The organism is Isoptericola aurantiacus (assembly GCF_044769875.1).
GTDB classification, from domain to species: Bacteria; Actinomycetota; Actinomycetes; order Actinomycetales; family Cellulomonadaceae; genus Isoptericola; species Isoptericola aurantiacus.
Genome location: NZ_JBJBAE010000001.1, coordinates 583,227 through 600,504 on the forward strand (window position 1 = coordinate 583,227; position 17,278 = coordinate 600,504).

General features: G+C 73.8%; 15 protein-coding genes. 8 read left to right on the forward strand and 7 right to left on the reverse strand.

The window, feature by feature from the left end; translation table 11 throughout:
- Positions 1 to 101: 101 nt before the first annotated feature.
- The 4 genes from ACIQLL_RS02595 to ACIQLL_RS02610 form a co-directional block, all read right to left on the reverse strand.
- Entirely contained in the window at positions 102 to 2,939 is a 2,838-nt protein-coding gene (locus ACIQLL_RS02595) for an ExeM/NucH family extracellular endonuclease (RefSeq protein WP_402462832.1), read from the reverse strand.
- Between the two features lie 154 nt (positions 2,940 to 3,093).
- Positions 3,094 to 3,273 (reverse strand): hypothetical protein, encoded by a 180-nt coding sequence (locus ACIQLL_RS02600; protein ID WP_402462834.1) that lies wholly within the window; start codon positions 3,271 to 3,273, stop codon positions 3,094 to 3,096.
- 77 nt (positions 3,274 to 3,350) lie between these two features.
- Positions 3,351 to 3,722, reverse strand: coding sequence for a sterol carrier family protein (locus ACIQLL_RS02605; RefSeq protein ID WP_402462838.1), 372 nt, complete (start codon positions 3,720 to 3,722; stop codon positions 3,351 to 3,353).
- A gap of 22 nt (positions 3,723 to 3,744) precedes the next feature.
- Positions 3,745 to 5,217 carry an RNB domain-containing ribonuclease gene (locus ACIQLL_RS02610; RefSeq protein ID WP_402462839.1) on the reverse strand — a complete coding sequence of 491 codons (1,473 nt, stop codon included), beginning with the start codon at positions 5,215 to 5,217 and terminating at the stop codon, positions 3,745 to 3,747.
- A gap of 211 nt (positions 5,218 to 5,428) precedes the next feature.
- Between ACIQLL_RS02610 and ACIQLL_RS02615 the strand changes: the two genes are divergently transcribed.
- Positions 5,429 to 7,660, forward strand: coding sequence for an NADP-dependent isocitrate dehydrogenase (locus ACIQLL_RS02615; protein WP_402462841.1), 2,232 nt, complete (start codon positions 5,429 to 5,431; stop codon positions 7,658 to 7,660).
- Between the two features lie 112 nt (positions 7,661 to 7,772).
- On the opposite strand, the gene ACIQLL_RS02620 is transcribed toward ACIQLL_RS02615, so the two are convergent.
- Positions 7,773 to 8,165 carry a hypothetical protein gene (locus ACIQLL_RS02620; RefSeq protein WP_402462844.1) on the reverse strand — a complete coding sequence of 131 codons (393 nt, stop codon included), beginning with the start codon at positions 8,163 to 8,165 and terminating at the stop codon, positions 7,773 to 7,775.
- A 205-nt stretch (positions 8,166 to 8,370) separates the two neighbouring features.
- On the opposite strand from ACIQLL_RS02620, the gene ACIQLL_RS02625 reads away from it, so the two are divergent.
- Positions 8,371 to 8,859: a Dps family protein gene (locus tag ACIQLL_RS02625; RefSeq protein WP_402462847.1), complete on the forward strand. Its 489-nt coding sequence runs from the start codon at positions 8,371 to 8,373 to the stop codon at positions 8,857 to 8,859.
- Positions 8,860 to 8,965: 106 nt separating this feature from the next.
- Here the strand turns inward: ACIQLL_RS02625 and purL are convergent, their stop codons facing one another.
- Positions 8,966 to 11,311, reverse strand: coding sequence for a phosphoribosylformylglycinamidine synthase subunit PurL (gene purL / locus ACIQLL_RS02630; RefSeq protein ID WP_402462850.1), 2,346 nt, complete (start codon positions 11,309 to 11,311; stop codon positions 8,966 to 8,968).
- A 156-nt stretch (positions 11,312 to 11,467) separates the two neighbouring features.
- A complete protein-coding gene (locus tag ACIQLL_RS02635) occupies positions 11,468 to 12,040 on the reverse strand; it encodes a MarR family winged helix-turn-helix transcriptional regulator (RefSeq protein WP_402462852.1) in 573 nt (190 codons plus the stop codon).
- A 69-nt stretch (positions 12,041 to 12,109) separates the two neighbouring features.
- Here ACIQLL_RS02635 and ACIQLL_RS02640 point away from each other — a divergent pair, with 69 nt between their 5' ends.
- The 6 genes from ACIQLL_RS02640 to ACIQLL_RS02665 are packed head-to-tail and all read left to right on the forward strand — an operon-like array spanning position 12,110 to position 17,248.
- Positions 12,110 to 13,120: a polyprenyl synthetase family protein gene (locus ACIQLL_RS02640; protein ID WP_402462855.1), complete on the forward strand. Its 1,011-nt coding sequence runs from the start codon at positions 12,110 to 12,112 to the stop codon at positions 13,118 to 13,120.
- Complete coding sequence (locus tag ACIQLL_RS02645) at positions 13,117 to 14,013, forward strand: phytoene/squalene synthase family protein (protein ID WP_402462858.1); 897 nt, start codon at positions 13,117 to 13,119, stop codon at positions 14,011 to 14,013. The genes ACIQLL_RS02640 and ACIQLL_RS02645 overlap by 4 nt, the downstream gene beginning before the upstream one ends.
- Positions 14,010 to 15,650 carry a phytoene desaturase family protein gene (gene crtI / locus ACIQLL_RS02650; protein ID WP_402462861.1) on the forward strand — a complete coding sequence of 547 codons (1,641 nt, stop codon included), beginning with the start codon at positions 14,010 to 14,012 and terminating at the stop codon, positions 15,648 to 15,650. Before ACIQLL_RS02645 ends, crtI begins: the two co-directional genes overlap by 4 nt.
- A gap of 7 nt (positions 15,651 to 15,657) precedes the next feature.
- Positions 15,658 to 16,026 carry a lycopene cyclase domain-containing protein gene (locus ACIQLL_RS02655; protein WP_402462864.1) on the forward strand — a complete coding sequence of 123 codons (369 nt, stop codon included), beginning with the start codon at positions 15,658 to 15,660 and terminating at the stop codon, positions 16,024 to 16,026.
- A complete protein-coding gene (locus ACIQLL_RS02660; RefSeq protein ID WP_402462866.1) occupies positions 16,023 to 16,343 on the forward strand; it encodes a lycopene cyclase domain-containing protein in 321 nt (106 codons plus the stop codon). Before ACIQLL_RS02655 ends, ACIQLL_RS02660 begins: the two co-directional genes overlap by 4 nt.
- A complete protein-coding gene (locus ACIQLL_RS02665) occupies positions 16,340 to 17,248 on the forward strand; it encodes a prenyltransferase (protein ID WP_402462869.1) in 909 nt (302 codons plus the stop codon). The genes ACIQLL_RS02660 and ACIQLL_RS02665 overlap by 4 nt, the downstream gene beginning before the upstream one ends.
- The last annotated feature ends 30 nt before the right edge of the window (positions 17,249 to 17,278 follow it).

Consider the following 17,278-nt stretch of genomic DNA (forward strand, 5'->3'; position numbering starts at 1 on the left):
GCCTACCGTTCCTGCCCGAGGTGACGGTCGGCGGTGATCCGCCGGGACGACGCCGGGGGTGCCCGCGAGGTCGGTCTCGCGGGCACCCCCGGGGTGTCAGGTCAGCCGAGCTGCTCCCACGGCCCGTACGGGTCGCCCGGGGCCTGGTTGCGGGTCCACCAGCGCGCCCGCCACAGCTCGCCGTCGTGGACCACCGTCTCGCCGCCGGTGTACACGGTCGACGCCGTCCAGGCGCGGAACGTGCCCTCCGGCGTCGAGACCTCGGCGCCGATCTCGGCCCAGGCGCCCCACGGGCTCGCCCCCGGCACCTCACCTCGGGTCCACCACAGCGCCTCGAAGGTGCGTCCGTCGGACGTCACCACGTCACCCGCGGTGTAGACCACGTCCCGCTCCCACGGCGCGGCCGACGGCTCCTCCGTCAGCTCCAGGCCGACGAGGATCGGGTCGTGGTCGGAGGACCGGAACGGCGTCGTGTCGTACAGGTCCGTGACGTTGTAGTCGTACCGGCTGTACTCGTTCGCCACCGGCTCGTAGGCGTTGATGTTCCAGATGTCGACGCCGGACACGGCCTCCGCGGCGGCCGTGGAGGCGAGCACGTGGTCGAGCGAACCGACCTGGCCGCCGTAGGAGTACGTGTACTCCCCCGTGGTCGGGCCGAGGTCGGTGTACCCGGCATCGGTCAGCACGACGATCGGGTCCTCCTGCTCGTAGGCGTTGAAGTCGCCGACCAGCAGCACCTTGTCCGTCCCGGCCTCGGCCGCGACGTCGTCGGCGAACTCCACCAGCGCCGTCGCCTGGCGCACCCGGGACTCGTTGGAGCTCCCCTGCCCGTCGCCGGCGTCCTCGTCGCCGGGCCACGGCCCCGCCGAGCCCTTCGACTTGAAGTGGTTGGACACCACGACGACGTCGTCACCCGCGCCGTCGACGTCCCCGCCGGCGGGCTGGAACACCTGCGCGAGCGGCTCGCGGGCGTTGCCGAACGCCTCCGACCCGAGCAGGATCTGCGAGGCTCCCACCGGTTCGGCCGTGGCCGTGCGGTAGACGAACGCGTTGCGGATCACGTCCTCGTCGGACGGGACCTGCGCCGGGGAGTCCACGAACGCCCACGTGCCGGCGCCGTCCGCGTCGTTCAGGGCGTCGACCAGGTCGGACAGCGCCTGGTCGCGGTCCTTGCCGAACGCCGCCGAGTTCTCGATCTCCTCCAGCGACACGACGTCGGCGCCCAGCGCGCTGATCGCGGCGACGATCTTGGTCTCCTGCCGCTGAAGGTTCTCGGCGTCGGCGGCGCCGCGTGCCAGGCAGCCGCCACTCACGCTGATCGGGTCGCCGTCGCGGTCCGTGTAGTACGAGCAGCCCTCGAGCTGGTCACCGGTGGTGGTGAAGTAGTTGAGCACGTTGAACGTCGCGACCGTGAGGTCGCCGCCGACGTCCTGCGGGGCGGCCTCGCGCGTGTCCTCGAACGTGGCCGGCTGGGTCTCGCCGGCGTTCGACCCGGTGAGCTGGGTGGTCGGCTGGAAGCCCCAGGCGCTGTAGCGGTAGTCGAGCACCACCGGGCCGGTGAACGTCACCGAGGCGCCGACCCGTACGGGGTCGGTGCCGTTCAGCCAGGGCAGCGGGGTGCTCGAGCGCGACGCGGAGGTGTAGTCCCAGGACGACCCGTCGTCGAGCAGCACACCGCGGGCCGCGTTGTCGGCCTCCTGGGCGGCCGCCTCGTCCGACCCGGGCCGTCCCGCCGTCGTCGGCTGGACGAGCGGCGTGTCCCCGGACGCGAGCCCGACGGTCCCGTAGCGGTTGGTGGAGTAGGTGTCGGTGACGGTGAAGTCTCCGGTCGGCGCCAGGAGCATGTTCTCCAGCGCCTCACGCTCCGGCTCGGTCGCCGGCCAGGAGGTCGTGGTGGGCTTCACGGCCGGGGCGGGCTCGTCCAGCACCGTCCAGGAGGCGGCGGAGACCTCGGTGAGGCCGTAGTACTCGGTGACCTCACCCGTGACCTCGACGTGGTCGCCGACGGCGACCTCCTGCGCCGCGGCCGCGGAGTAGACGAACACGGCGTCGGACGCTCCCGGGGTGGCGTCGTCGGCCGGGTCCCCGCCGGTCCCGGCGGTCTGCAGCACGAACCCGTCGAACCCGCCGGTCGGGTAGGTGGCCGTCACCACACCGCGCGTGGTGACGTCCTGGCCGGCCAGCGGCGAGGCGTCGCCGGTGCCCTGGATCTCGGCGATCGTCGCGGTCGCGGGCTCCGGGTCCTCGGACGGCGACGGGGTCGGGGTGGGCGTCGGGGTCGGCGCCGCACCGCTGTTGGTCGGCGTGGGAGCCCCGGCCACGAAGTCCGCGGCGTTGTCGACGGTGTGGGCGTGGTCGACGCGCGCGACCGACGTGGCGTTGCCCGTGCCCGGCGCCGGACCCGATCCGAGGAACGTGTTCGTCGAGGAACCCCACCCGACGAGGTCGACGACGTCGGCGGCCGTCGCGCAGTCGGCGCCCAGGCAGGTCAGGCGGTCGGTGGAGGACACGAGCGCGACCTTGGCCCCGGAGCCCGACATGAAGATGCCGCCCTCGACGTCGGGCGTCGGCAGGTCGGGCTGGTCGGTGTCGCTGCCGTACGCCTGGGCCACGAGGAAGGAGCCCCCGGCAGGGATCTGGCCGGTGAGGTCCGTCTGGCTCGACCACGTGCTGCCGCCCGCGGAGCCGTACTGCACCGACCAGCCGTCCAGGGAGACCGCCTCGGGACCGGGGTTGTACAGCTCGACGAAGTCGCGGTCGTACGCCCCGCCGTTGTTGCCCCCTCCCCCGTAGACCTCGTCGACGAGCACGGTGGCGTCCACGGACGGCGCGGCGGCGGCGGGGGCGGCCGGCATCGCGGCCGCCGGGACGAGCAACGCCGCCAGTGCCGCGGTGTACGCGGCCGGCCGGCGGCGCGGGGTCGGTGACGTGGTGGTCACGCTGGTCCTCCTCGATCAGGGTCGACAGGGTGTGCCCAGCCAAGCACCACCGTGTGAACCACGGTTGAACCGCAGGTCACGAACGTGCTGCCGGCGCGAGGCCGCTGCGCGCGACGCTAGCCGCACCCACCGACGGGCGCACCAGGAGCGTGCGTCAGACGTCCCGCAGGAGTCCGACGACGCCGAGGATGCTCCCCCAGAACGCCAACGAGACGCCCAGGGCGATCGCCAGGCCGTGAGCGCCGGTCGCCGATCCCGCCCGGCGTGCCGTCCACGCCGCCCGGACCGCGAGCCCCGATCCCACCGCCACGAGGACGCACCCCCACCACTGCATCGGTCCATGCTGCGCGACAACCGTTGCCCGTGCCATTCGTCGCCCCGGGACATGGTTCGCGCAGCGCGTCCGCACCGTCAGCGAGGTCGCGCCGCCTGCAGGGGGAGCCAGCCGGACAGGTCGGCCCGTTCCCCCGAGGCGTGGACCCGGCCCGCGTCGACGGCGGCGGACCACGTCAGCGCGCCGGTGGCGAGCCCCAGCCAGGTCTCGACGTCCGTCTCGACCACGTTCGGCGGCGTGCCGCGGGTGTGCCGCGGTCCGGAGACCGCCTGCACGGCGCCCGCCGGGGGCACGCGCACCTCCACGGCGTTGCCGGGGGCGACGTCGGCCAGCTCCTCCAGCGTGAAGCGGACCGCCGTGGTCGTGGCCGCCCTGTCGGCGTCGCCGGCGACCCATGCGGCCACCGCGGCACGACCGGCCGCCGGATCCGTCCGTCGTCTCCCAGGCATGGGACCAGGCTAGGCGCCGCGATCAGGGGAGGGTGAACAGCACCCTGCGCTCGGCCACCGACGCCGCGGAGAGCGTCACCTTGACCCGCTCCCCCAGCGGCAGCGGCGAGCCCTCGACCCGCGCCCGCACCGCCGGCTCCCGCAGCATCACCTCGCCGCGCTGCACGCCGTCCGGCCCCGGGTCCGAGGCGTCGACCACGACACCCTCGAACCGCCGTCCGACCTTCGACGCCAGCAGCGCCGCCTCGACGATGTCGACGCACGCCCGCTCGAACGCGGCCGCCCGTGCGCTCGCCGCATGCATCGTGGCCGGCAGTCCCGGGAGCGCCGCCAGGACCCAGGCCGGCACGTCCCGGCCCGCCGACTGCGCCAGGCAGATCTCGGTGGCGTACCGGTCGGCGAGCCGGCGCAGCGGCGCGGTCACATGGGCGTACTCGGCCCCGACCGCGGCGTGCCGGGCGTCCGCCGGGACCGGCACCCGCGCGCCGCCGCCGGGCCCGGGCACGCCGAACGCGAGGTAGCCCGCCCCCCGGAACAGCGTCGTCGCCTCGCTCAGGAACGCGGCGTGGGCAGCGCGACGCGACTCGACGTGGCCGAGCAGATCGGCGTAGGAGACGTCGTCGGCCCAGTCGATGCCCAGCGCCGCGGCCGTGCGCCGCAACCGGTCCACGTCGGCCTGCTCCGGCGGCGGCAGCGTCCGCAGGATGCCCACCCCCGCGTCGCGCATCAGCCGCGCCGCCGCGATGCCGGTCAGCTGCGAGATCTGGGCGTTCCACGACTCGATCGGCAGCGTCCGGCGCAGCTCCAGCGTGAAGGTCCCGTCGGGATGGCGCAGCACCTCCTGCTCGGGGACCGCGAGCGAGATCCCGCCCCGCTCCAGCTCCCGGGCCTGCCGCAGCCTGCCGACGTCGGCCAGCAGCATCAGCGGCTCCGGGGCCGCGCCGGAGTCGAGCGCCGTCTGGGCCTCCCCGTACGTGAGCCGTGCCCTCGAGCGCACGACGGCGCGGGTCACGGCCACGCTGGTCAGCTCGCCCGAGGAGTCGAGCGACATCGTCCACAGCACAGCGGGGCGGTCCTGGTCCGGCAGCAGGCTGGCGGCGCCCTCGCCGAGCACCGCGGGGTGCAGCGGGGTCCGCGTGTCCGGGCCGTAGAACGTCACCCCGCGCCGGTGCACCTCGGCGTCCAGCGGTCCGCCCGGGGAGACGAACGACGCGACGTCCGCGATGGCGTAGCGCACCACGTACCCGTGGCCCGACGTCGTCACGTGCACGGCCTGGTCGAGGTCCATCGACCCCGGCGGGTCGATCGTGACGAAGTCGAGGTCGCGGCGGTCCTGACGGAAGTCCTTGAGGTCGCCGAGGGAGGCCACCTGCGCCTCGGCCCGGGCCTCGGCCGGGTACATCGCCGGGATGCCGATCTCGGCGCGCAGGGAGGCGAGCGCACCCGCGACGTCCTCCGGCGCTGCCGGGGCGAGGCGAAGATCTCGGATGGGCACGCCACGACCGTAGTTGCGCCAGGTCCGGGGCGCGCGGGGAGCGTGACGCGGGGCCACTCGGCCGCGGCCGACCGGGGGTGGCGCGTGCGCCGGCGCCGACGACGCGAGACGCTGTTTCGACAGGGCCGCGCACGGCAAAGTATCTTGATATCAAACCATCTTGGCGTCCTCTTCCGTCGTCCCATCTCGTCGTCCACAGGAGCACCCGCGCATGACCACCGAGTCCCGTCCCGCCGCCGGCAAGATCGTCTACACCTACACCGACGAGGCGCCGCTGCTGGCGACCTACTCGTTCCTCCCGATCGTCCAGGCGTACGCGAAGCAGGCCGGCGTCGAGGTCGGCACGCGGGACATCTCCCTGGCCGGACGCATCCTCGCCCAGTTCCCGGACCACCTCACGGAGTCCCAGCGGATCGACGACGACCTCGCCGAGCTCGGCCGGCTCGCGACCACCCCCGAGGCGAACATCATCAAGCTGCCGAACATCTCGGCGTCCGTGCCGCAGCTCAAGGCCGCGATCGCCGAGCTCCAGGCCGCCGGCTACGCCGTCCCGGACTACGTCGAGGAGCCCACCACCGACGCCGAGCGCGAGGCCCGCGCCCGGTACGACAAGGTCAAGGGCTCGGCCGTCAACCCCGTCCTGCGGGAGGGCAACTCCGACCGCCGCGCTCCGGCGCCCGTGAAGAACTACGCCAAGGCCCACCCGCACCGCATGGGCGAGTGGACCGCCGACTCGAAGACCCAGGTCGCCACCATGGGCGCCGACGACTTCTTCTCCAACGAGAAGTCCGTGACGATGCCCGCCGCCGACACCCTGACGATCCGTCTGCGCACCGCCGAGGGCACCACGGTGCTCAAGGACGGGCTGGCCGTCGAGGCCGGTGAGGTCGTGGACGCCACCTACCTCTCCGTCTCCGCCCTGCACACGTTCCTCGCCGAGCAGATCGAGCGGGCCAAGGCCGAGGGCGTGCTGTTCTCGGCACACCTCAAGGCCACGATGATGAAGGTCTCCGACCCGATCATCTTCGGCCACGTCGTCGAGGCGTTCCTGCCCCAGGTGTTCGAGCGCTACGGCGCCCGCCTCAAGGCCGCCGGGCTGTCCACCCGCGACGGGCTGGGCGGCATCCTCGCAGGGCTGGACGCTCTCGACGACGGCGCCGAGATCAAGGCCGCGATCACCCAGGGCCTCCAGGACGGTCCCGCCCTGGCGATGGTGGACTCCGACAAGGGCATCACCAACCTGCACGTGCCCTCCGACGTGATCATCGACGCCTCGATGCCGGCGATGATCCGCAACGGCGGGCACATGTGGGGTCCGGACGGCGCCGAGCACGACACCCTCGCCGTCATCCCCGACTCCTCCTACGCCGGCGTCTACCAGGCCGTCGTCGACGACTGCCGCACCAAGGGTGCCCTCGACCCCGCCACGATGGGCTCGGTGCCGAACGTGGGCCTCATGGCCCGCAAGGCCGAGGAGTACGGCTCGCACGACAAGACCTTCGAGATCCCGGCGGACGGCACCGTCGAGGTCGTCGACGGCGCCGGCGAGGTCCTGATCTCCCACGACGTCGCGGCCGGCGACATCTGGCGTGCCTGCCAGACCAAGGACGCCCCGATCCGTGACTGGGTGGCCCTCGCCGTGCGCCGCGCCCGCGAGTCCGGGACGCCCGCGGTGTTCTGGCTGGACGCCCGCCGTGCCCACGACGCCCAGCTCATCGCCAAGGTCGAGCAGTACCTGCCCGAGCACGACACGGACGGGCTCGAGATCCTGGTGATGGCACCCGCCGAGGCCACGCGGTACTCCCTGGACCGCATCCGCGAGGGACTGGACACCATCTCGGTCACGGGCAACGTGCTGCGGGACTACAACACCGACCTGTTCCCCATCCTCGAGGTCGGCACGTCGGCCAAGATGCTCTCGATCGTGCCGCTCATGAACGGCGGCGGTCTGTTCGAGACCGGCGCCGGCGGGTCCGCCCCGAAGCACGTCCAGCAGCTCCTGGCGGAGAACTACCTGCGCTGGGACTCCCTGGGCGAGTTCTTCGCGCTGGCCGCCTCGTTCGAGCACCTGGCCCGCGTCGAGGACAACGCCCGCGCGACGGTGCTGGCCGAGACCCTGGACCGCGCCACGGAGACGTTCCTCAACGAGGACAAGTCCCCGACCCGTCGCATCGGCGGGATCGACAACCGCGGCTCGCACTTCTACCTGGCTCTCTACTGGGCCCAGGAGCTGGCCGCCCAGTCCCAGGACGCCGAGCTGGCCGCGGTGTTCGGTCCGCTGGCCGAGAAGCTCACGGCCGAGGAGTCCGTGATCGTCGACGAGCTCCTGGCCGCCCAGGGCAACCCGGTCGACGTCGGCGGGTACTACTGGCCGGACGGGGACAAGGCCGCGGCCGTCATGCGGCCCTCGAAGACGCTGAACGCCGCGATCGACTCGCTCTGACCCTCCCCGTCACGCGAGGTAGGCAACCTTCCCGCGAGGTAGGCCACGGCATCGTGGCCTACCTCGCGCCGTTGTTGCCTACCTCGCGGGAAGGTTGCCTACCTCGCGGGACTCACCAGTTCCAGCCGCGCGAGCTCAGCTCGAGCTCCTCGCGCAGCCGCTCGTCCTCGCTGACGTGCGCGTCGGCGGTGAGCGGCGCGTCGGCGACGGCGAGCCCGGCGACGCGGCACGCGTCCCGCAGCATCGCGTCGTACGCGCCCTGCACCGCACGCCAGTGGTGCGCCCGGGCGTAGAGGGACGGGTCGTCGTCGACGGCGCGCAGCTCGTGGGCGAGCTGACCGAGTCGGATCTGGATCGCCAGGGTCTCCAGGGGGTCCGGGCCCGCCCGGCGACGACGTCGGCGCGCGACCGCCTCCCGGTGGGCGTCCGAGCGCAGCCAGGACCGGACGGCCAGGCCGGCCACGACCAGCCCGATCGCCGACAGGTACACCGCAAGCCACGACATCGTGCCCCCTCGGCACCATTCTAGTGACCTGCGTCACTGTCCGGCGACCCGTCCCGCACGACCGGACGAGCGGTGGGACGAAGGTTCGCCTGGCCTTGCTGGCGGGACCGCGCGCGACTCCCTAGAATGGAACTATTCCAGACAAGCACCACGGAAGACCCGCGGTGACCGCCACCGGGCGATCCCCGAGAGAGCGAGGAGCACCATGACCACCACCCCCAGCATCCACCGCAGCACCGAGCGAGCCGTCGCCTCGGAGACGCTCCACGCGAACCTGCAGCGTGTCCTCGTCGCGCTCGTCGACCTGCACCTCCAGGGCAAGCAGGCCCACTGGAACGTGACCGGCCGCGGGTTCCGCGACCTGCACCTCCAGCTCGACGAGCTCGTCGACGCCGCGCGCGAGCACAGCGACACGATCGCGGAGCGCCTCCGCGCCCTCCAGGTCGTGCCCGACGGGCGCGCCGAGACCGTCGCCACCAAGACCGACCTGTCCCCGTACCCGGACGGGCTCGTCACCGTCGGCGACACCGTGGACGCGATCGTCGAGCGCACCGCGCAGACCGTCGAGGTCGTCCGCACGGTGCACGACGACGTCGACGCCGAGGACCCGACGTCCGCGGACCTCCTGCACGAGATCATCCACGACCTCGAGAAGCAGGCCTGGATGATCTCCTCGGAGAACACCGAGGCCTGAGCGCCCCGGCCACGCACGACGACGGCGCCCCCTCCCGCGGGAGGGGGCGCCGTCGTCGTCTCCGGTCCCCGTCCACCGCTCCGGCGGCGGACAGGGACGTGCGGCGTCAGCCGAAGAGGCGGGGCAGGGTGCCCTCGTGGGCCTCGCGGGCCTCGTCGAGCGAGACCTCGAACGACTCCTGGCCGAACGCGACCGCGACGCTGTCGCCTCCGGTCTCGCCGACCGGCACGACCGGCACGCCGGCCCGGGTCGCCGCGGCGACCACCTCGGCCGCGCGGGCCGGCTCGACGGCCACGAGCGCCCGCGCCGTCGACTCGCTGAAGAGCGCCGCGAACGGGGTCACCCCGTCGCGGGACGTCATGCCGTCGAGCGACACGGACACGCCGACCCCGTAGCGCAGCGACGCCTCGAGCAGGGACTGCACCAGACCGCCCTCGGAGAGGTCGTGGGCGGCGACGGCGGCACCCGAACGCCGGGCCTCGACCAGCACGCCGGCCAGCGCACGCTCGGCGGCCAGGTCGACGCGCGGCGGCAGACCGCCCAGGTGCTGGTGCTCGACCTCGGCCCACGCCGACCCGTCCAGCTCGTCGGCCGTGGCACCGAGGAGCAGCACCGTCAGCCCGTCCGCCCGCCAGCCGGAGGGCAGTGCCGTGCGCACGTCCTCGATGACGCCGAGCACGCCCACCACCGGCGTCGGGTGGATCGAGGAGTCGATCTGACCCGGCTCCCCCGAGCCGTTGTACAACGAGACGTTGCCGCCGGTCACGGGCACGCCGAGCTCCTGGCAGGCGTCCGCCAGACCTTCGATCGCCTCGACGAGCTGCCACATCGAGTCGGGGTGCTCCGGGGAGCCGAAGTTGAGGCAGTCGGTCACCGCGAGCGGCGTCGCGCCCGTCGTGGCCACGTTGCGGTAGGCCTCCGCCAGGGCGAGCTGCGCCCCGGTGCGCGGGTCGAGCTTGCCGAAGCGGCCGTTGGCGTCCGTGGCCAGGGCCACGCCGAGCCCGGTGGACTCGTCGACGCGCACCACACCGCCGTCGTCGGGCTGGGACAGCGCCGTGTTGCCCTGGACGTACCGGTCGTACTGGTCGGTGACCCAGGCCGCGGAGGCGAGGTTGGGCGAGGCGAGCAGTCGGAGCGCGGTGCCGCGCAGCTCGGCCGCCGACGCCGGTCGTCCCAGCGCCAGTCCGTCGACGGAGGCGCGCTGCAGCTCGTCCTGCCAGGCCGGCCGGGCGTAGGGACGGTCGTAGACGGGGCCCTCGTGCGCGACAGTCTTCGGGTCGACGTCGACGATGCGCTGGCCGTGGTGGTCGATGGTCAGGCGGCCGGAGCCGTTGACCTCGCCGATGACGGAGGTCTCGACGTCCCAGCGGTCGGTGATCGCGAGGAACGCGTCGAGCTTGTCGGGCGTGACGACCGCCATCATGCGCTCCTGCGACTCCGACATGAGGATCTCGCCCGCGTTGAGCGACGGGTCGCGCAGCAGGACGTCGTCGAGGTCCACGTGCATGCCGCCGTCGCCGTTGGAGGCAAGCTCGGAGGTGGCGCAGGAGATGCCGGCCGCCCCGAGGTCCTGGATCCCCTCGACGACCTTCGCGGCGTACAGGTCGAGGCAGCACTCGATGAGCACCTTCTCCATGAACGGGTCGCCGACCTGCACCGACGGGCGCTTGGCGGGCACGCCGTCCTCGAAGGTCTCCGAGGCGAGGATGGAGGCGCCGCCGATCCCGTCGCCGCCGGTGCGCGCCCCGAAGAGGATCACCTTGTTGCCGGTGCCCGAGGCGTTGGCCAGGTGGATGTCCTCGTGCCGCAGCACGCCGAGGCAGAGGGCGTTGACCAGCGGGTTGCCCTGGTAGCAGGAGTCGAAGACGAGCTCGCCGCCGATGTTCGGCAGGCCGAGGGAGTTGCCGTAGCCGCCGACGCCGGACACGACGCCGTGCACGACGCGTGCGGTGTCCGGGTGGTCCACGGCGCCGAAGCGGAGCTGGTCCATGACGGCCACGGGGCGCGCACCCATCGAGATGATGTCGCGCACGATGCCGCCGACGCCGGTCGCGGCGCCCTGGTACGGCTCGACGTAGCTGGGGTGGTTGTGCGACTCGACCTTGAACGTCACGGCCCAGCCGTCGCCGATGTCGACGACCCCCGCGTTCTCCCCGATGCCCACGAGCAGGTGCTCGGTCATCTCGGGGGTGACGCGCTCCCCGAACCGGCGCAGGTGGTTCTTCGAGGACTTGTAGGAGCAGTGCTCGGACCACATCACGGAGTACATCGCGAGCTCCGCGGCCGTCGGACGGCGCCCGAGGATGTCGCGGATGCGCTGGTACTCGTCCGGCTTGAGCCCGAGCGCCGCGTACGGCTGGGTCTCGTCGGGGGTCGAGGCGGCGTTCTCGACGGTGTCGAGGGTCGGGCGCGGGGTCGGCACGGTCTCGGCGCGGTCGGCAGCGGCGGTCATCAGGTTCCCTCGGGTCGCACGGGGTGCCGGACCGGGTGATCACCGCGCGTGCGGCGGCCGCCGCACACCCGCAGCATCCGGCGTCGGTCCGGGCCAGGTTCGCACGCGACCCCGGTGCCCGACGTCGCGGGCCGGGCGGGGTGGCGCGCGGTCAGTCTACCGGGGCGGGGCGGGCGCCGGACCACCCGCGGCGGGGTCGGCGGCGTCGTCGACGGCGACCGTGCCCGCGGCGCCGTCGGGGGTCTCCTCGACGGAGTCGGCCATCGCGAGCAGGAACGCGCGCACGGCAGGTCGGCAGTGCTCGGGGACCTCGCGGGCGACGGCGAGCATGCGGTCGTGCACCCCGGTCAGGCGCTCGCGCACCTCGGCGTGCGCGGCGTCGGTGGCGACGACGACGACGGAGCGTCGGTCGCGCGGGTGGGGACGCCGCTCGAGCCGCCCGGAGTCGCTGAGCCGGTCCAGGAGCTTGGTGGTCGAGGCGGTGGAGATCTCGAGGTCGCTCGCCAGGCTGCGGGGGGTGACCGCCTCCCCGTGGCGCTGCGCGGCGATGACGTGGCGCAGGGCGCGCAGGTCGGTGAGGTTCATGTCCATGTCGCGCCCGGCGCGGCGTCGCATCGTCTCGTCGGCGCGGCGGAACGTCCGCAGCGCCTGCAGGAGGCGCCGCGGCCCCTCGTCGTCCTGCTCCTCGTACCAGTAGGGCTCCCCCGCCCGGTCGCTGTCGTCCGCCACGTCCGCCATGATACCTAGTTAGGCGAACTAGTTGCTTGCTAGGCTAGATATATCCAGAAGGAGGTTGGCGTGGAGGGCTCGAACGAACCAGCACGGCCACAGCACGGCGCGACGCTGCGCGAGGCGGCGAACGAGGCCTCGGGAGGCGGCAAGCGCGTCCGCCCACGCCTCCTGCTCGCCACCTACGACGCCCTCGCGGGACCGGGCTCCCCCGAGCCGCGGGAGGTCGCCGCCGTCCTCGCGGACGCCGTCGAGATGCTGCACACGGCGTTCCTGGCGCACGACGACGTCATCGACGACGACCAGACCCGGCGCGGCCGACCCAACGTGGCCGGCGTCTACGCCGCGAGCGCCCGCGAGTCCGGCGCACCGGCCACCGCCGCGCACGGCTACGGAGCCGCCGCCGGGCTGCTCGCCGGCGACCTCGCGCTGGCCTCCGCCTTCCGGGACGTGGCCCTGTGCGGCGCCACGACCGCCACGACCGCCCGCCTGCTCGACCTGTTCGACGACTCCCTGCTCGTCACCGCGGAGGGTGAGCTGCGCGACGTCTGGCACAGCATCCACCGCTCGGCCGAGCTGGACGACGTCCTGGTCACCGCCGAGCTCAAGACGGCCGCCTACTCGTTCGGGCTCCCCCTGCGCGTCGCCGCGCTGCTCGCCGGACGTGACGACCTCGACGAGCCGCTGTCCCGGCTCGGCCGCAGCCTGGGCGTGGCGTTCCAGCTCCGCGACGACGTCCTCGGCACCTTCGGCGACCCCGCGGTGACCGGCAAGCCCGTCACCTCCGACCTGCGCGCCGGTCGGTGCACGGCGCTCGTGGCGTTCGCCCGCACCACGTCCGCCTGGACCCGGATCGCCCCCCTCCTGGGGCGCCCCGACGTCGACGAGGACGACCTCGAGCGGGTCCGGGAGCTGCTGGAGGCCTGCGGTGCGCGCCAGGAGACCGAGGACCTCGCGGCGCGGTTCGAGCTCGAGGCGGTCGAGCTCGCCGAGCAGGTCGGCCTCGCCGAGCTGGTCGAGCACGTGCTCGCCCTCGGCGACGCCTCCGGTCGCCGGGACGACGCGACGAGGGCAGCATGACGCTCGTGCGGAACACGCCATCGGGCACCGGCGCCCCCTCGGCGAGCGCCTACGACGTCGCGGCGACGCGCAGCGCCGCGACCGTCGTCGACGAGTACTCCACGTCGTTCGGATGGGCCTGCCGGCTCCTCGGGCCGGAGATCCGCGACCACGTCCGCGCCGTGTACGCCCTCGTGCGGATCGCCGACGAGATCGTCGACGACATGGCGGCCGACCTGTCGACCGCCGAGCGGGACCGCGTGCTCACCGAGCTCGAGCAGGAGACGGGCGCCGCCCTGCGGCGCGGCCGCAGCGCCAACCTCGTGGTGCACGCGTTCGCCCGCACGGCCCGCCGCTTCGGCATCGGGCACGAGCTCGTGGACCCGTTCTTCGCCTCCATGCGCGCCGACCTGTCGGTGACCGAGCACGACGAGGCCAGCTTCCGCACGTACGTGCACGGCTCGGCCGAGGTGGTCGGCCTGATGTGCCTGCGCGTCTTCACCGGCGGGGACGAGGCCGCCTACGCCCGGCTGAGCCCCGGCGCCGCCCGGCTCGGTGCGGCGTTCCAGAAGGTCAACTTCCTGCGGGACCTGGCCGACGACGTCGACGAGCGCGGCCGGTCCTACTTCCCCGGTCTCGACGTCGCCACGTTCGGCGACGCCGAGCGGGACGCGCTCCTGGACGACATCGACGCCGACCTCGCGGCGGCGTCGGCCGCGATCGCGGTGCTGCCCCGCAGCAGCCGGGTCGCGGTGCGGACGGCCCACGACCTGTTCGCGGAGCTGTCGCGGCGCCTGCGCGCCACCCCCGCCGAGCGGCTGCGCCAGGAGCGCGTGCGCGTGCCCGACCCCGTCAAGGTCCGCCTGGTGCTCGCCGCCGTGGCGCGGGAGACCGCCGCCCGGAGGTGGTCATGAGGGTCGTCGTCGTCGGCGGCGGGATCGCCGGGCTGGCCACCGCCGGGCTGCTGGCGCGCGACGGGCACGAGGTCGAGCTGCTCGAGCGGCACGAGGCCCTCGGCGGCCGCGCCGGGTCCTGGGAGCATGCCGGGTTCCGGTTCGACACCGGCCCGTCCTGGTACCTCATGCCGGAGGTCTTCGACCACTGGTTCCGTCTCATGGGCACCTCGGCGGCCGCCGAGCTCGACCTGGTGCCGCCGGAGCCGGCCTACCGGGTGTTCTTCGAGGGGCACGCCGGGGCGTTGGACGTCGCCCGCTCCCGCGCCGCGAACGTCGCCGCCTTCGAGGCGATCGAGCCCGGAGCGGGCCGGCGCCTCGAGGCGTACCTGGACTCCTCCCGCGAGGCGTACGACCTGGCGCTGCGGCACTTCCTGTACACGTCCTTCGACTCCCTGCGCCCGCTCGCGCGCCGGGAGATTCTCGCGCGAGTCCACCGGCTCGCCCCCCTGCTGACGCGGTCCCTGGCGGCCCACACGGCGTCCCGGTTCGCCGACCGGCGGCTGCGCCAGCTCCTCGGGTACCCGGCGGTGTTCCTGGGCTCCTCCCCCGACCGCGCACCGGCCCTGTACCACCTCATGAGCTCGCTGGACCTCGACGACGGCGTGCGCTACCCGATGGGCGGGTTCACCCACCTCGTCGACCGCGTCGCCCGGCTCGCCGAGCAGGCGGGCGCCACGCTGCGCACCTCGGCCCGGGTGACGTCGATCAGCACCACCGGGGCCGCCGCGGGCTCCCGTGGTGCGGACGACGGCGGGGCGCGGGTCCCCGGACCGCGCCGCCCGCGCGCACGGGTCACCGGGGTGCGCTGGGAGGACGCCGACGGCACGCCGCACCGCAGCGCGGCCGACGTCGTGGTGACCGCGGCCGACCTGCACCACGTCGAGACCGAGCTGCTGTCGCCCCGCCTGCGCAGCCACGGCGCCGACCGGTGGGACCGCCTCGACCCCGGTCCGGGGGGCGTGCTGGCCATGCTGGGCGTGCGCGGCCGGGTCCCCCAGCTCGCCCACCACTCGCTGTTCTTCACCGCCGACTGGGACCGCAACTTCGGCGACATCGCGGCCGGCCGCGTGCCGGACCCGGCGTCGCTGTACGTCTGCGCCCCCTCACGCACCGATCCTTCGGTGGCGCCCGCCGGCCACGAGAACCTGTTCCTCCTGGTCCCCGTGCCCGCCGACCCGTCCCTGGGCCGCGGGGGCACGGACGGACGCGGTGACGTCGCCGTGGAGCGGGTCGTGGACGCCGCGATCGACCGCGTGGCGTCCGCCGCCGGCGTGCCGGACCTGGCCGAGCGGGTCGTCGTGCGCCGCAGCGTGGGGCCGGGCGACTTCGCCGCCGACCTGTCCGCCTTCTCCGGCAGCATGCTGGGGCCGGCGCACACGCTGCGCCAGAGCGCCATGTTCCGCGACGGCAACCTCTCGCGCCGGGTGACGGGCCTGCTGCACGCCGGCGGATCCACCGTCCCGGGCGTCGGCCTGCCGATGTGCCTCATCAGCGCCGAGCTGGTGGCCAAGCGCCTGCGCGGGGACACGAGCGCGGACCCGCTGCCCGTCCGCTCCGGTGCGGCTCTCGACCCGACGGCGTCCGACGTCGCATGATCGAGTCGTGACCTCCTTCCTCTACCTCGGGCTCCTGGTCGGCGCCCTGGCCTGCATGGCGCTGGTCGACCACCGGGCCCGGCTCGTGCTGTGGTCCGGCCGGCCGTGGCGCGCCGCGGTGGTCCTGGTGGTGGGCGCCGCGCTGTTCCTCGGGTGGGACGTCGTCGCGATCGGCGCGGGTTTCTACTCCCGCGGCGGCGCGGCCATGACCGGCGTCGAGCTGCGGCCGCACCTGCCCCTCGAGGAGCTGTTCTTCATCGTCTTCCTCTGCTACGTCACCCTCGTCCTGCACGGCGTGGCCGGCCACCTCCTCGGGCGCCGGCAGGGCGGCGCCCGCGCCCGGGACGACGCCGCGGCACCGCTGGAGGCGCCATGACGTACGCGGGCCTGGGGGTCGCCGTCGTCGCCGCGTCGGTGCTGCTCGCCGTCGTGGCCGCCGTCGTGCGGCGTCCCGGCGGGCGGTGGTGGGCGACGACGGCCGTGACCGCCCTCGTGCTGGTGGTCCTGACGGTGGTCTTCGACTCCCTGATGATCGCCGCGGACCTGTTCCGCTACGACGACGCCGAGCTGCTGGGGGTCCACCTGTGGCTGACCCCGGTGGAGGACCTCGCCTGGTCCGTCGTGGCCGCGCTGGCGCTGCCGGCGCTGTGGCTGCTGCTCACCCCGCCCGCCGCGACCGTGGAGACCGCATGACCACGTCCGAACGGTCCGGGGTGCGCACCGCCGTCGGGCAGCTGGTGGGTTCCTCCCGCCCCGTGAGCTGGATCAACACGGCCTACCCGTTCGCCGCGGCGTATCTCCTGGCCGGCGGGCTCGCCGACGACGACGGCCCCGGCCTGGTGGGGCTCGTGCTGGGCACGCTGTACTTCCTGATCCCCTACAACCTGCTCATGTACGGGCTCAACGACGTCTGGGACTACGAGTCGGACCTGCGCAACCCTCGCAAGGGCGGTATCGAGGGCGTGGTGCTGTCGCGGCGCTGGCACCGCCTGACCGTGTGGTCGGCCGTGCTGACCAACGTCCCGTTCCTGGTCTACCTCGTCGCGGTCGGCGACCCGGCGTCGACGGCGGTGCTCGCCGTGAGCGTGTTCGCCGTCGTGGCCTACTCGGCGCCGCGGCTGCGGTTCAAGGAGCGCCCTCTGCTGGACTCCGCGACGTCCAGCACCCACTTCGTCAGCCCGGCCGTGTTCGGCCTGGTGCTGGCCGACGGCCGGCTCACCGGTGCGGTGCTGGCCGCCCTGGTGGCGTTCTTCTGCTGGGGCATGGCCTCGCAGGCCTTCGGTGCCGTGCAGGACGTCGAGGCCGACCGCGCGGCGGGCATCGGGTCGGTCGCCACCCGGCTGGGCGCCGCGCGGACCGTCCGGGCGGCCATGGTCTTCTACGCCCTGGCCGGGGTGGTCCTCCTGCTCGCGGGCCCGCCCGCGGCGCTGGCGGCGGTGCTGGTGGTCCCGTACATCATCAACATCGCGAGGTTCCGCCACCTGGACGACGCCGACTGCGAGCGGGCGAACGCGGGGTGGCGGCGGTTCCTCTGGCTGAACCTCGTCACCGGCTTCCTCGTGACCCAGCTGTTCATCGCCCTGTGGATGACCGGCTGAGCACAGGCTGCCTGGCGGCCGTTGAACAAG